Annotated in this window: 12 protein-coding genes; 6 read left to right on the top strand and 6 right to left on the bottom strand. The window is 61.1% G+C overall.

The genetic code is table 11. The features are described 5' to 3' along the window. Positions 1 to 98 precede the first annotated feature (98 nt). Positions 99 to 1,817, top strand: coding sequence for an adenylate/guanylate cyclase domain-containing protein (locus HX898_RS17615; protein ID WP_138389783.1), 1,719 nt, complete (start codon positions 99 to 101; stop codon positions 1,815 to 1,817). Continuing rightward, positions 1,817 to 2,695, top strand: coding sequence for an FkbM family methyltransferase (locus HX898_RS17610; protein ID WP_138389784.1), 879 nt, complete (start codon positions 1,817 to 1,819; stop codon positions 2,693 to 2,695). The genes HX898_RS17615 and HX898_RS17610 overlap by 1 nt, the downstream gene beginning before the upstream one ends. A gap of 154 nt (positions 2,696 to 2,849) precedes the next feature. Here the strand turns inward: HX898_RS17610 and HX898_RS17605 are convergent, their stop codons facing one another. The 3 genes from HX898_RS17605 to HX898_RS17595 all read right to left on the bottom strand — a co-directional run bounded on the left by HX898_RS17605 (position 2,850) and on the right by HX898_RS17595 (position 4,965). Beyond that, positions 2,850 to 3,182 carry a hypothetical protein gene (locus HX898_RS17605; RefSeq protein ID WP_138389785.1) on the bottom strand — a complete coding sequence of 111 codons (333 nt, stop codon included), beginning with the start codon at positions 3,180 to 3,182 and terminating at the stop codon, positions 2,850 to 2,852. 186 nt (positions 3,183 to 3,368) lie between these two features. Then, entirely contained in the window at positions 3,369 to 3,812 is a 444-nt protein-coding gene (locus HX898_RS17600; protein WP_138389882.1) for a DUF805 domain-containing protein, read from the bottom strand. A 247-nt stretch (positions 3,813 to 4,059) separates the two neighbouring features. Next, the gene (locus tag HX898_RS17595; RefSeq protein WP_138389786.1) at positions 4,060 to 4,965 is read right to left on the bottom strand and encodes an NAD(P)/FAD-dependent oxidoreductase; all 906 of its coding nucleotides are present in this window, start codon (positions 4,963 to 4,965) and stop codon (positions 4,060 to 4,062) included. 130 nt (positions 4,966 to 5,095) lie between these two features. Between HX898_RS17595 and HX898_RS17590 the strand changes: the two genes are divergently transcribed. Together HX898_RS17590 and HX898_RS17585 are read left to right on the top strand one after the other, a co-directional pair. Beyond that, positions 5,096 to 5,551, top strand: a complete 456-nt coding sequence (locus HX898_RS17590; RefSeq protein ID WP_171598140.1) for an Rrf2 family transcriptional regulator — start codon at positions 5,096 to 5,098, stop codon at positions 5,549 to 5,551. A gap of 344 nt (positions 5,552 to 5,895) precedes the next feature. Then, positions 5,896 to 7,686, top strand: coding sequence for an ABC transporter ATP-binding protein (locus HX898_RS17585; protein WP_180195253.1), 1,791 nt, complete (start codon positions 5,896 to 5,898; stop codon positions 7,684 to 7,686). Positions 7,687 to 7,754: 68 nt separating this feature from the next. Here the strand turns inward: HX898_RS17585 and HX898_RS17580 are convergent, their stop codons facing one another. Then, entirely contained in the window at positions 7,755 to 8,234 is a 480-nt protein-coding gene (locus HX898_RS17580; RefSeq protein WP_180195252.1) for a class I SAM-dependent methyltransferase, read from the bottom strand. A gap of 173 nt (positions 8,235 to 8,407) precedes the next feature. Here HX898_RS17580 and HX898_RS17575 point away from each other — a divergent pair, with 173 nt between their 5' ends. Further along, positions 8,408 to 9,634, top strand: a complete 1,227-nt coding sequence (locus HX898_RS17575; protein WP_180195251.1) for a DUF3095 domain-containing protein — start codon at positions 8,408 to 8,410, stop codon at positions 9,632 to 9,634. 71 nt (positions 9,635 to 9,705) lie between these two features. Here HX898_RS17575 and HX898_RS17570 read toward each other — a convergent pair whose 3' ends face one another. Both HX898_RS17570 and HX898_RS17565 read right to left on the bottom strand, forming a co-directional pair. After that, on the bottom strand, positions 9,706 to 10,080 hold the full coding sequence (locus tag HX898_RS17570) for a tudor domain-containing protein (protein WP_138331576.1): 375 nt from the start codon (positions 10,078 to 10,080) through the stop codon (positions 9,706 to 9,708). Positions 10,081 to 10,246: 166 nt separating this feature from the next. After that, positions 10,247 to 11,584, bottom strand: coding sequence for a nucleotide sugar dehydrogenase (locus HX898_RS17565; RefSeq protein ID WP_138331575.1), 1,338 nt, complete (start codon positions 11,582 to 11,584; stop codon positions 10,247 to 10,249). A 455-nt stretch (positions 11,585 to 12,039) separates the two neighbouring features. Here HX898_RS17565 and HX898_RS17560 point away from each other — a divergent pair, with 455 nt between their 5' ends. Beyond that, the gene (locus HX898_RS17560) at positions 12,040 to 13,383 is read left to right on the top strand and encodes an adenylate/guanylate cyclase domain-containing protein (protein WP_180195250.1); all 1,344 of its coding nucleotides are present in this window, start codon (positions 12,040 to 12,042) and stop codon (positions 13,381 to 13,383) included. The last annotated feature ends 43 nt before the right edge of the window (positions 13,384 to 13,426 follow it).

Here is a 13,426-nt window from a genome sequence, read left to right as displayed (position 1 = left end):
TTGCGCATAAGCATATGGAATGTGATCGCCATCGAAGCAATTCCGCCTCTTTCCCAATCTCTATGGGCCTGCGGTTACATCGACAAGAACGGGAATGAATGACGACGGTCTCGGCCACAGGGATTTTTTCGGAACGTACGATCAGAAGGGCGAGGCTCGGTTCCGGCCTCGTCATTTTCATCTTCGTCGTGCTGCATTTGTCGAACCATGCGATTGGCCTGATTTCCGTCGCAGCCGCCGATAAAGCCGCCCACCTCTTCCTGGCGATCTGGCGTAATCCCCTGGGGACCACCGTCTTCTATTCGTCGGTGCTAATCCATATCGCGCTGGTGCTGCGCGCCATCTACATGCGCCGCAGCCTGGTCATGCCGAAGGGGGAAATGGCGCAGATTGTGCTCGGCCTGATGATCCCGCTGCTTCTCCTCGATCATGTCATCGGCACGCGCATCGCCCACGAGTTCTATGGCTATATCGACGACTACGAGACGGTCGTCAGTTCGCTGTGGATCAGGTCTCCGGCGAACGGCGCGCGGCAGGCGCTCGCCGTCGTCGCCGTCTGGATCCACGGCTGCATCGGCATCCATTTCTGGCTGCGCTACCGCTCCTGGTACCCGGACTTCGCACCGCTCATGCTGGCACTCGCCATCCTCGTGCCGGTGCTCTCGCTGCTCGGCTTCGTCGAAATGGGCAGGACGCTCGCCGACCCTTCCTACCAGCAGTCAATGACGGTCAGCGCTTACAAGGAGGGCGTCAACACCCGTTACGCCTCGAACCCGGAGGTTCACCGTCAGGTCGCCATGATCCGCGCCGGGCTCTACGGCGCCTTCTCGGCCTCGCTGCTCATCGTCGTCGTCGCCCGCGCCCGGCGCAAGTTGAAGGAGCGGCTTGACCAGGTCGCCGTGAATTATCCGGGCGGCGAGGTGATCCGTGTGCCGCGCGGCTTCTCGGTGCTGGAGGCAAGCCGGCTCGGCGGCCTGCCGCATTATGCCGTCTGCGGCGGCAAGGGCCAGTGCTCCACCTGTCGCGTGCAGATCCTTGGCGATTACGAAAGCCTGCCTGCCCCCGACAAGATGGAACAGACGACACTGAGGCGCATCAATGCCGGCCCGGATGTCCGGCTCGCCTGCCAGCTTCGCCCGAACGGCAACGTTGCCGTCGCGCCGCTTCTCGTGCCGGCGATCGAGGCGGCCCTTCCCGCCAACAGCCAGGAGACGAGCCCCGGCCGCGAGCGCGAGATCGCCGTGCTCTTCGTCGATATCCGCCATTTCACCACGCTGACGGAAACCCGCCTGCCCTTCGACGTCGTCTTCCTGCTGAACCGCTATTTCGCCATCATCGGCAAGGCGGTGGAGCAGTCGGGCGGGCGGCTCGACAAGTTCATCGGCGACGGCGCCATGGCGCTCTTCGGGCTCAACACCGCACCGGAGGAAGCCTGTCGCCAGGCGCTCAACGCGGCCGCGGCGATCGTCGCCGAGATCGAGAAACTCGCCGCCGAGCTGGCCGACGAACTGGCGCTGCCGTTGCGCATCGCGATCGGCATTCACACCGGCCCGGCCGTCGTCGGCACGATGGGATACGGCCGGGTGCGCAGCATGACGGCGATCGGCGATACCGTGAATGTCGCGAGCCGGTTGGAAAGTGCTGCCAAGGAGTTCGAGGCGGCGATCGTCATCTCCGAGCCGGTGGCGAGCCTTTCGGGTGCTAACCTCGCCGGCATCGAAAGCCGTGAAATCAGTGTACGCGGCCGGGCCCTGCCCTTGAAAGTCTACGTCATTCCGAGAGAGAAAGCGGCAGAGCCGCTCGAAGGAAAAGCCTGATGCCTGGCAAGCCCTGGCTGACCGCCAAATACTGGAGCCGCCGGCTGCGCAAGGCGCGCAATGCGGCCGCTTCGCGCTTCTTCGACACCCGCTTCGGCCGCCGCCTGCTGATCGAGAATATCGGCCCGCGCGTCGTCTCGATGACGGTCGATGCCGGCGACCACCTGATGACCTTCTCGCCGGCCGACTATATCGGTCGCAAGGTGTTCCGGAAGGGCCATTTCGAGCGCGAGGCCGTCGACCGGCTGATCGTCATCCTGCGCGAGCGCGGCCTTTTGCGAAAAGACGCGACGCTGCTCGAGATCGGCGGCAATATCGGCACCCAGACCGTCTATTTCGCCCTCAGCGACACCTACATCAAGATCGTCAGCATCGAGCCCGATCCACGTAATTTCCCGCTGCTTCAACTTAACATTCGCCAGAACCGGCTGGAGGAAAAAGTCCGACTCGTCAATTGCGCCGCCGGCGAGAGCGAAGGCGAGATCGACTTTTTTCTCAACCTCAATAATCACGGCAAGAGCAGCGCCATCCGCCAAAGCCCGACGGACAGGAAGATCAGCGTGCCGGTAAAGCCGATTTCCGAGATCCTTGCCGGACTTTCGATCGACCCGGTCGCAATCGGCCTCGTCTGGATGGATATCGAGGGCTACGAGCCGGTCGCCTGCCGCTCAATGCAGCCGCTGCTTGCCCGCCGCGTGCCGCTCTACATGGAGTTCACGCCACTCTTTTACGGGCGTGAGGGAACGAAAGCCTTCATATCCATGCTATCAGGCTTCTACGAGGATTGCCTGGTCCTCTTCGAGGATCGCGAGGAGGAGATGAGGGTGCGGGACCTGCCGAGCGATGTCGATCAGTACAACGTGCTGTTTTTGCCTTAGATGTTCGGCCGTGAATGCCGGAGAGACTATTTCCCCTGCGGCAATTGAGTCATTCACCGCGAAGACACGCGGTGAATATGCAGCACTTGTCACTTCCTTGGGTATCCAGCAGTTACAGCAGGTTTGTCATCTCCGCCAAGCCCTGCCGCTCTCATCATGCTTGCCACCACTTGGCTCTTTCAATCATGACTTTCCGAAGCACTTTTCGGTTGTCGGGAACCTGGATTACAATGGTTTTGCTTTTGTTTCCTTTTTTTACCTCTCCACAAATTGCAACCACCGCAGAAAGCGATGGCTCGCTAATAGGATCCGACATTCCAAGAGTGGTTGCAGCTTTTAACGCCGACTCTGGCGTCATCTTGAAACCGCATGTCGATTTCGTCACATCACGAAAGAAGGTTGCTGCCGCGGCTGTGCGATCGCCAGCCTGAGCGTGACCCGTAGCAGCAAGAACAAGCGCGAAAGCGCCTAAAATACGTAGCTTCATTACCCCTGCCCTTAAAATACAATCCTTCGGCGCCATACACCTCGGCGAATTTCCGAAGTCAATTCGCCGCTCAGAACCACTATTCTTTCAGAGTTACATCGATAGGAGGGATCGGATCCCACCGTCCAATCATCATTTGCGGCGAGCACACAGCCACAGCAGGTCGGCCTTGCGAATGGTCATGCTCTAAGCAAAGACCTCCGCGCTTCGTTCCGGACGCAGCGGATCCGCCCCGAACTTGTTCGGACCTTCTGTGCCCGGGAGCACGGAAATAACAATAGTCACTGGGGCGGTGACGAGAACGACATAGGGAACGAAGCTCCCGATAAACAGCGCGAGATACCACCAACCGGAAATGTTGCGATCATGGAAGCGGCGAACCTGAAGAGATGTCAGCGGCAAAAAAATTGCGAGTGTGAACAACATCCAGATGACCACGGTATAGTGAACCGGTGACGGGGCTCCGCCGCCACTGGTAGCGAAGGCGAGTATAAAGGCCGGAATTATGAGTGCGAACAGCGCCAGCAGATAGAATAGCACGAACCACCAATATTCCGACCGGGAAGCCCTGCCGGAAAAGGTCGCATATTTCTGCTTCAGAACAGTCCGAACAGCTTCAGTAAACCCCATTGAAATCCCCCCATTTCTGCTTGCTGCAAGCGCGGTGATCCACGGTCTCACCATCGTCTTGCTTGATAGTCATTCAGATGAAAACAGCTACAATTCAAACGTAGAAATTGCAATAAGTCGGTTGCATCGGCTCATTATTTTAAAAGCAATGATTAACGCGTTGAGATTTTCACCTCGATGACCGCGAGGTGCACGTGTCCCTGACCTGTTGGGGAGAATTCCACCCGTTTAACGTGCTGTTTCCGCCCTAAGCGGCCGACTGCATGACAAGCGATTGATGGCAGTGCACGCCGGCGAGCACGCCTGAGGCGGAGGCGAGCGTGGCATTGTGCATGGCGCTTGCCGCATCGCCGGCGGCAAAGACGCCCTTGATGGTGGTTTCCTTGTTATCGGCGATCCGAACGATTGGCCCGAACGGGCCGTCGTCGAAGGCGCAGCCGAGCTGTTCGGCAATCGTGCTCGCCATCGCCGTTCTCGGAGCGACGAAGATGGCGTCCAGCGGCACGACGCGGGCATCGGCGAGGCGAACGGCCTCAAGCTTCGGTTTGTCGCCCAACAATTCCACGATAGGGCTGCGTTCGATCCGGACGTCACGGGCCGTCAACTTCACCAATTGCTCTTCATCGGGCTCGAACAGCGCTTGGGTGAAAAAGGTCGTCGCACCCCAGTCCGGGATCATCATGGCCGAATGAGCCGAATGCGGATGGTTTGCGAGAACGCCGAGCTTGCCGCCGCCGACCTCAAAACCGTGGCAATAGGGGCAGTGCAGCGCGGAGCGGCCCCATCGCTCCTTGAGGCCGGGGATTTCGGGCAGCGTGTCGCTAACACCGGTTGCGAGCACGATGCGCGCGGCTCGTTCCTCGCCGCCGTCTTCGGTGCCGATAGTGAAGGCGTCACCATCGCTTTGCGCCCGGACGACTTTCCCCTCGCGGATGGTGATGGTCGGATAAAGCGAAAGCTGCCGTTTTCCCTCCCGCATGATCGCCGCCGGCGTCTGGCCGTCCTGGCCGAGGAAACCGTGCGAGGCTTCAGAAAAACGATTGCGCGGCGCGCCGGCATCGACGAGCAGAACGCGCCGCCGTGCCCGGGCCAGCTGCATCGCTGCCGAAAGGCCGGCAAAGTTTCCGCCGATGATGATGGCTTCGAACGACATGGAACTCTTCCTTGATATTGGACTCATGACTCAACATAAGTTACATGAATCAATGTCGTCAAGCATCATGTTACTTGTCTTGTTACGATCCCTTTGCGATAATGGCCGTCCGATCGACAGGAAGAGACCCATGCGCAATGACAGCCGCCTTTCACGCATGCTGCACGTGCTGATCCACATGGATAAGCACCAGCATTCGGCGACCTCCGACATGATTGCAAAGATGCTGAACACCAATCCCGTCGTCGTCCGCCGCACCATGGCCGGCCTTCGCGAACAGGGCTACGTCCGCTCCGAAAAGGGCCATGGCGGCGGCTGGACGCTGGTGCGTCCCTTGTCCGACATCACCCTGCTCGACGTCTATAACGCCATCGGCGAACCGCATCTCTTCGCCATCGGCCCGGCCGACGACCAGCCGCAATGCCTGGTGGAACAGGCGGTGAATGTCGTCCTCGGCGACGCGATGAAAGAAGCCCAGGCCCTGCTCCTGCGGCGGTTGGACAGCGTGACGCTAGACAAAATCGCGGCCGACTTCGAGGCGAAACTGGCCAAGCGCCCGGCCACATCCCATTCCTGCGCCTCCTGAGCGGTCGCAAGCTCACAAGGTGTGTCGTTTCCGCATCACTTTCCGTAAGGTTGCAAATATCCGCTTGGCAATGGCGAATTGCTTCGGTACAAAACGCTGACCGCTTTAGTTCGAACATAAGGGAGGCGTTGCATGACACCAGCAATCATCGAAACCTTCCCGTGCGGAATGTCCCGACACTAGGTCATTTCCATTCGCGGCCCGCCTCGAGCGCGCCCGACATGCGGTTTTCCCTTAATTCATAGCCCGATTGGTCCGCGGGATCATTTCGTCTCCCGCTTGGGCTGTGCCATCCAACTCTCGATTTTGAGGACCGGTCGCCGACACGGCGCCGAGCGATTAAAATGACTCGCAAGAAGCTCGATTTCCGCGCCGATGCCTATCGCCATGTGCTCGGCTTTGTTTTCCATCATTGGCGCCATCGGCCAGTATTGGTGGGCATCATCATCGTGTTGGTCATTGCCAGCACCCTGGCCGAAGTCATGGTGCCGGTGTTTTCCGGCCGGATCGTCGATGCCATTGCCGGCGGCGATGCGGCTGGCCGGGCGCTGCGTGCTTTCGTCATCGTCGTGGCACTGGGCCTGACCAGCGTGGCACTGCGCTGGTTCATCTTCAACGGCATTATCCGGCTGACGCTGCGCACCATGGCGGATGTGACGAATAACGGTTTCCATAAGGTGCAGCGGTTCTCGACCGACTGGCACGCCAACAGCTTTGCCGGTTCGACGGTGCGCAAGATCACCCGTGGCATGTGGGCGCTCGACCAGCTCAACGACCTGCTGCTGGTCGCCCTGCTGCCGTCCATCGTCATGCTGGTCGGCGCAAGCATCGTGCTCGGCAGCTATTGGCCGATCATGGGCCTGATCGTTGCTGCCGGGTCGCTGATCTATATCGGCGTGACCGTGGCGCTTTCCATGGGCTTCGTGTCGCCGGCGGCACGGCTTGCCAATGCTTGGGACACCAAGCTGGGCGGCGCGCTGGCGGATGCCATCAGCTGCAATTCGGTGGTCAAGGCCTTCGGCGCCGAAGGCCGCGAAGAGGTGCGCCTGCGCCACGTGATGGCGAAATGGGACAGCCGCACGCGGCGGACATGGAAGCGCGGCACATTGAGCGGCACGATCCAGGGTTTCCTGATGGTTTCCATGCAGGCCGGCATTCTGGGAACGGGCCTGATCATGTGGCGGCAGGGGCTGGCGACGCCTGGCGACATCACCTTCGTGCTGGCGATGTTCTTCGTCCTGCAGGGCTATCTGCGCAATGTCGGCCAGGACATCCGCAATCTGCAGCGTGCCGTCAACGACATGGAGGAACTGGTGCTGCTCGACAAGATGCCGCTCGGCATCGAGGACAAGCCGAACGCCAAGCCGATCGAGATTGGCGAGGGCGAGATCGTCTTCGATCGCATCACCTTCCAGTATGGCGCGCATCCCACCCCGCTTTATGAGGATTTCTCGGTCACCATCAAGCCGGGTGAGCGCGTCGGCCTGGTCGGGCATTCGGGCTCGGGCAAGACGACCTTCGTCAAGCTCATCCAGCGCCTCTATGACGTCAACTCGGGCGAAATCCGCATCGACGGACAGGATATCGCGGCGGTCAAGCAATCCAGTCTGCGCGGCCAGATCGCCATCGTGCAACAGGAGCCTATCCTGTTCCACCGCACGCTGGCGGAAAACATCGCCTATAGCCGGCCTAACGCCTCGCGGCGCGAGATCGAGCAGGCGGCGAAACAGGCGAGTGCCCACGACTTCATCATGGACCTTCCCAAGGGCTATGAGACGATGGTTGGGGAACGCGGCGTCAAGCTGTCGGGCGGCGAGCGGCAGCGTGTCGCCATTGCCCGGGCCTTCCTGGCCGATGCGCCGGTGCTGATCCTGGACGAGGCGACGTCGAGCCTCGACAGCGAGAGCGAGGTGCAGATCCAGCAGGCCATGGAACGCCTGATGAACGGCCGCACGACGCTCGTCATCGCCCACCGGCTGTCCACGGTGCGAGCGCTGGACCGGCTGCTGGTCTTCGACAAGGGAAAGATTGTCGAAGAAGGCGATCATCAGGCGCTGATCAGGCTCAATAACGGTATCTATCGCCGGCTGTTCGAACGGCAGGCGCTGGAACTGACCAAGGGTCTGGTGGCGTGAACCGAAACACGGCAGCGCCGCGCGTCTTTTCGAGAGCCGCGGCGCTGTAGCACTTTCAATTGCTGATGCTACTTCCTCCGATACAGGAAATACCGGCCTTCCTTGATGCCGTCTGGCAACGGCAGCGCCATCAGCTCGGGATGCTCCAGCGGCAGCCCGCTGACGGCGATGCCGTCATGGGCGAGCACGCCGGCCATCAGCTGCGGCAGCCAGGTCAGCGTCACCGCGTCGATCTCGTCATGACCGGTGCCGATATCGGCATGGGCAAGGGCTGCGCCGATGCCGACGAAGGCCTGGCCGGACTCGCGGATATTGCCGGTCACCATGTCTTCTGCCGATGGTGTCGAGGCCGAATAGGAACGGACTTCCCAGTCGAAAGCGACGATGCGCCTGCCGGGAAAGTTCTCGCGCAGGTGATCATAGGTGCGGCCGTTGCCGAGGCCGAACTCCAGCACCGGGCCTGGCGTTTCCCCCACCAGATCGATGATCGAGTTCAAAATGTCGCGTTGAGCCGTCAACCGGCGAATGAAGCTGTCGAGGCGGCTCATCTAATCTATATCCGTCATGAAATCGTCGGCGGTCCAGGAGGAATTCCAGCAAAAGTGCGAGAGCGGTTTTGCGTCCGGAATTGCGTAAAAACAAAAAGATAGCGCATTTCCGTACGTCCGAAAAAGCACGAAATGCTCTAACACATGAAACCTTGCCAAGTCGATTGCCGTAAATGGGAATTGGCGTTGCAGTGGCGACATGGGTCTGTGCTAAGCTGGACGATATGAAAACCGTGACCGACGAAACCTTCTTTGCCGAAGTGCCGCTCTTCAGCGAATTCGAGGGCGTGACCGACGCCGCCAATTACCGGCCGCTGCCGGACGGATGGGTGCTGGCGCTGGCCGACATCGTCGGCTCGACGCCGGCGATCGCTGCCGGCCGCTACAAGGACGTCAACATGGCGGGCGCCAGCGTCATATCGGCGGTGCTGAATTCCGTCGGCAAGGGCGACTATCCCTTCGTCTTCGGCGGCGACGGCGCGCTGATCGCGCTTCCGGGCTCGCTGGAAAAGGCAGCGCGCGACGCCCTTGCCGCCGTGCAGGTCTGGGTCGAGGAGGATCTCGGCCTGACGCTGCGCATCGCCATCGTGCCGGTCGCCGACACCCGTGCCGAGGGCCTCGACGTCCGCGTCGCACGTTACTCCGCAAGCCCTTATGTCACCTATGCGATGTTCTGGGGCGGCGGCACCAGCTGGGCCGAAAGACAGATGAAGCTCGGCCGCTACGGCATCGATCGCGCGGCCCCGGGAGCGCGCCCGGATCTCACCGGCCTTTCCTGCCGCTGGAGCCCGATCGACGCCAGGCACGGCGAGATCGTCTCGATCATCGCGATTCCCGGCGAGGGCCGGCCGGGGCAGGAATTCCGGGACCTCGTCAACGGCATCGTCGCCATCACCACCGAGCAGAACCGGGACAGCCACCCGGTACCGGCGGATGGTCCGAACCTTGCCTTCTCGCTGCACGGCATCAACCGCGAAGCCAAGGCCACCGCGCCGGCTGGCCGGCGATTGCGGCAGAAGCTCATCATCTTCCTGCAGCTCGCCATCACCGTCGTGTGCTACAAGCTCGGCATTCCGCTCGGCCGCTTCGACGCCCGCCGCTACAAGCGCGACGTCGCCGGCAATTCCGATTTCCGCAAGTTCGATGACGGGCTGAAGATGACGATCGACGTCGACGCCGAACATCTGAATCGGATCGAGACGCTACTGGAAGCGGCACGCGCCAAGGGCATTGCCCGCTACGGCCTGCATCGGCAGGCCTCGGCGCTGATGACCTGCTTCGTGCCGACGCCGATCTCGCGCGATCACATGCATTTCATCGACGGCGCGGCCGGCGGTTATGCGGTGGCCGCAAGCCGGATGACCGGCAAGGTGCTTGCGACAGCGCCGCATCAAACGTGATTGTCCGAAGAAAAATAAACCCGTCGCTTTGACGGCGACGGGCTGATCTCGCATCGGTTCAGGCAAAGACTTTATCGTGAACGGCAGCGGCCGGTTCGGGTGGTTTCCTTGTCGCCGTCATCGTAGGCAATACCAATCTTCTCGCCCCCAAGCGAGGTGATCTTCCCTGCATACCAATCGCCGGCACCCTTGTAGTTGCACTCGACCTTCATCCCGATGACCCAGTTGTAAGGACGCACATCGCTCAAAGGAACGGTTTCCCTATCGCCGTCATCATATCGGATGGTGACCTTCCCGCCGGAGGTGTTGTCGATAACGCCAGGGAACCAATAACCGGCTCCCTTCCAGTTTCCGAGAACCCAGTCGCCCTTCGTCTGCGCAGATGCGACAGAAGCGCCGGAGCACATGACACCGATTGCGATAGCCGCAGCAACAAAACTCTTCAAGATAGTCCTCCCTCGGAACTCACCCAATCCGCCCCCCGAAATGGTCGTGGCAAGGTCGGCAGCTTAAAGCGCGGGGATGAAGCCTGCCTTAACAACAAGAAGCCGCGCGGATCAGTATAAGAGGCCGTAGCACTTTGAGTTGCCGCATAATGCAGCAACGTTTCCGTCATGCCTTGATGACGTGATCGGCCGAAAGGCCGAGCCGGTTGAAGACGTTGCGCGTGTCGACGATCAACGAGGCACTTTTTGCGAGCGCCGCATAATCCACCCTGTCGTGATCGGTCGCGACCAGCACAGCATCGTAGCCGGCAATGGTATCAGGCGTCAGCGCCACCGATTTGCGGCCCTTCAGCGCCTGGTATTCGCGCGTCGGCGGGATCTCGGCGACGAAGGGATCATGATAATCCGCGTGTCCGCCACGCTCCTCGATGATCTCGATCAACCGCAGCGACGGGCTTTCGCGAATATCGGCGACGTTCTTCTTGTAGGCAAGCCCGAGCACCAGCACCTTGCTGCGGCTCAGCGCCTTGCCGGCGCGGATGTCGAGTGCTTCGGCGAGCTTGCCGACGACGTAACGCGGCATTGCCGAATTGATCTCGCCGGCGAGCTCGATGAAGCGGGTCGGCAGCTCGTATTCGCGCGATTTCCAGGTGAGGTAGAAAGGATCAATCGGGATGCAATGGCCGCCAAGGCCGGGGCCGGGATAGAAGGGCATGTAGCCGAAGGGCTTGGTCTTGGCCGCGTCGATCACTTCCCAGACGTCGATGCCCATGGCCGCATAGACGGTCTTCAGCTCGTTGACGAGGGCGATGTTGACCGAGCGGAAGATGTTTTCGGTGAGCTTCACGGCCTCGGCCGTGGCATTCGACGAGACCGGAACGACGGATGATACCGCCGCGCCATAGAAAGCCTTCATCAGCGCCAGCGCCTCGGGCCCGTCGCCGGCGACGACCTTGGGGATGGTGGCGGTATGATAATGCTGGTTGCCGGGATCCTCGCGCTCCGGCGAGAAGCCTACGAAAAAGTCCGAGCGGGATTTCAGCCCGGTGCCTTCGAGAATGACCTTCACCACGTCGTCGGTCGTGCCGGGATAGGTGGTCGATTCCAGCACGACGAGCTGACCGGCGCGCAAATGCGCGGCGATCGAGCGCGACGTCGCCTCGACGAAGGAAAGATCGGGATCGCGATGCTTGGTCAGCGGCGTCGGCACGCAGATGATGATGACGTCGCACTCGCCAAGGCCGGCGAAATCGGTCGTCGCCTTGAAGCGTCCCGCATCGATCTCGGCCGACAACGCCGCGTCGCTCACCGCGTCGATATAGGAGCGGCGGGCATCGAGAGCCACCATCTTCCCGGGATCGATGTCGAAGCCGGTGACGGCAAAGCCGCTGCGCGCCACCGCCATCGCCAGCGGCAGGCCGACATAACCGAGGCCGATGATGCCGGCACGGGCCGCGCGGGTTTCGATCTTCTGCAAAAGCGTATCGAAGGGGGAGATGGCCAAGGCGGGATCTTTCGAACGGGAACAGGGAAAGCTGATCTAATGCATGCTCCAGGCAAATTAAACCCAGGCCCCGTCTCTCCGCGTACGACAGGAGCTGAAAAACAGGGCCGCGACCCCTTGCGATGCTTATCGGGTGTGGCCGACCGGGTGTGGCCGAAATGACTCAGGCCGCTCCCTTCGCTGCAACTTGAGCGCACAAAAAAATGCGCATCCCATTGTTTCGCACTTGCAGCATCCCTATTTTGACTTTTGATAATGAACCACCGCGAAAGGACTACCCGTCCGATCCCGCTATGGGGGAACTGAGGGGCGCCGCTGCCGGGCTTTCGGCAGATCGTTGACACAATAATACCGCTCGTACATCCTGATTTCCTTGTGACCTGCGCATGAAAATGTGCCGGCCGGGGGACTTTTGGCTCTTGGGGATGGCGTGCCTTATGAGGATCATACCGAGAATGAGCACGATCGAATCCAGCGTGTCCTCCATCCTGTTGGACCGGGTCGCTGAATGGCTGACGAACTCTTCGCTGGCCGGAGACGAGCTTGAAAACATCGTCCGCGGTTTCTGCGAAAGGCTCACTGCTGCGGGCCTGCCACTTGCGCGCGTGCATCTTTCCTTCTCGATGCTGCACCCGCTCTACGATGCGCTGAGCTTCACCTGGCGGCGCGCCAGCGGCGTCACCATCGAGGGCTTCCGCATGCCCGCCGGGCAGAAGCCGGACCGCTTCCTGCAGAGCCCTTATTATTACCTGCTCGACAACAATCTGCAGCACATCCGCCGCCGGCTGATGCAGGATGGGCCGAACGAGTTCCCGATTTTCGAGGACCTGCGCAAGGACAGCATCACCGACTATCTCGCTTTTGTGCAGCCCTTCGGCGACGGCTCGGTGCAGGGCATGATGGGCTCCTGGTCGACCGACCATCACACCGGCTTTTCCGACGACATGATCGACGCGCTGCTCAGGATGCAGAACCATCTGGCGGTCGCCGCCAAGATGGCCGTGCTCGGCAAACTCGCCAACAACATGCTGACCACCTATCTCGGCGGCGACGCCGGCAAGCGGGTGCTGAACGGCCAGATCCGCCGAGGCGACGGCGAGACGATCCGCGCGGCCCTTGTCATGGGCGACATGCGCGAATCCACCGTCTATGCCGAAAAGGAGGGCCGCCAGGCCTATATCGACACGCTGAACCAGTTCTTCGACGCGATCGCCGCCCCGTTCAACCGCAATGGCGGCGAGATCCTGAGTTTCCTCGGCGACGGCTTCCTCGCCGTCTATCCTTGCGGACGCCATAAGGACCCATCGAAAATTGCCTGCGAGGCGGCTCTTTCGGCCGTCCATCAGGCGCAGGCGCGGGTTGCCGAGCTCAATAGGGACCGCGAGCAGAAGGGCCTGACCAGGGTCGGCTACGGCATCGGCCTGCATGTCGGCAACGTCATGTTCGGCAATGTCGGCCTCAAGGACCGCCTGACCTTCTCCGCCTTCGGCTCGGCGGTCAACGAGGTCCAACGTCTGCAGATCCTGACCAAGAAATACGGCCGCGAGGTCGTCGCCAGCCAGGCCTTCGCCGGCTATTGCGGCGGCGAATGGACGACGCTCGGCGAAGAGAAGCTGCGCGGCATCCGCCAGAAGGTGACCGTGCTGCAGCCGCGCGCGCCGGCGCCTGCGATCAACGTCGACGAGAGCTTCCGCGAGGCCGTGCAGAACGGACTTTCAGAAGCCGAGCAGGTCATTCTCCTGCATCGCGACGCCAAGAATCAGGTCAAGCGCACCAGCATGGAGAAATTCATCCAGTAAGCTTACAGCCCCTGTCATAATCTGCGCGTCTCGCCCGGGGAAC

Origin of the sequence: Rhizobium sp. WYCCWR 11128 (assembly GCF_013416305.1) — a bacterium.
GTDB lineage: Bacteria > Pseudomonadota > Alphaproteobacteria > Rhizobiales > Rhizobiaceae > Rhizobium > Rhizobium indicum.
Note: the sequence above shows the minus strand (reverse complement) of the source record. Positions and strands in the feature narration are given on the sequence as shown.

Coding starts and splice junctions, on each gene's coding strand:
- HX898_RS17615 (WP_138389783.1), top strand. CDS start 99: ATGACGACGGTCTCGGCCACAGGGATTTTTTCGGAACGTACGATCAGA.
- HX898_RS17610 (WP_138389784.1), top strand. CDS start 1,817: ATGCCTGGCAAGCCCTGGCTGACCGCCAAATACTGGAGCCGCCGGCTG.
- HX898_RS17605 (WP_138389785.1), bottom strand. CDS start 3,182: ATGAAGCTACGTATTTTAGGCGCTTTCGCGCTTGTTCTTGCTGCTACG.
- HX898_RS17600 (WP_138389882.1), bottom strand. CDS start 3,812: ATGGGGTTTACTGAAGCTGTTCGGACTGTTCTGAAGCAGAAATATGCG.
- HX898_RS17595 (WP_138389786.1), bottom strand. CDS start 4,965: ATGTCGTTCGAAGCCATCATCATCGGCGGAAACTTTGCCGGCCTTTCG.
- HX898_RS17590 (WP_171598140.1), top strand. CDS start 5,096: ATGCGCAATGACAGCCGCCTTTCACGCATGCTGCACGTGCTGATCCAC.
- HX898_RS17585 (WP_180195253.1), top strand. CDS start 5,896: ATGACTCGCAAGAAGCTCGATTTCCGCGCCGATGCCTATCGCCATGTG.
- HX898_RS17580 (WP_180195252.1), bottom strand. CDS start 8,234: ATGAGCCGCCTCGACAGCTTCATTCGCCGGTTGACGGCTCAACGCGAC.
- HX898_RS17575 (WP_180195251.1), top strand. CDS start 8,408: ATGGGAATTGGCGTTGCAGTGGCGACATGGGTCTGTGCTAAGCTGGAC.
- HX898_RS17560 (WP_180195250.1), top strand. CDS start 12,040: ATGAGCACGATCGAATCCAGCGTGTCCTCCATCCTGTTGGACCGGGTC.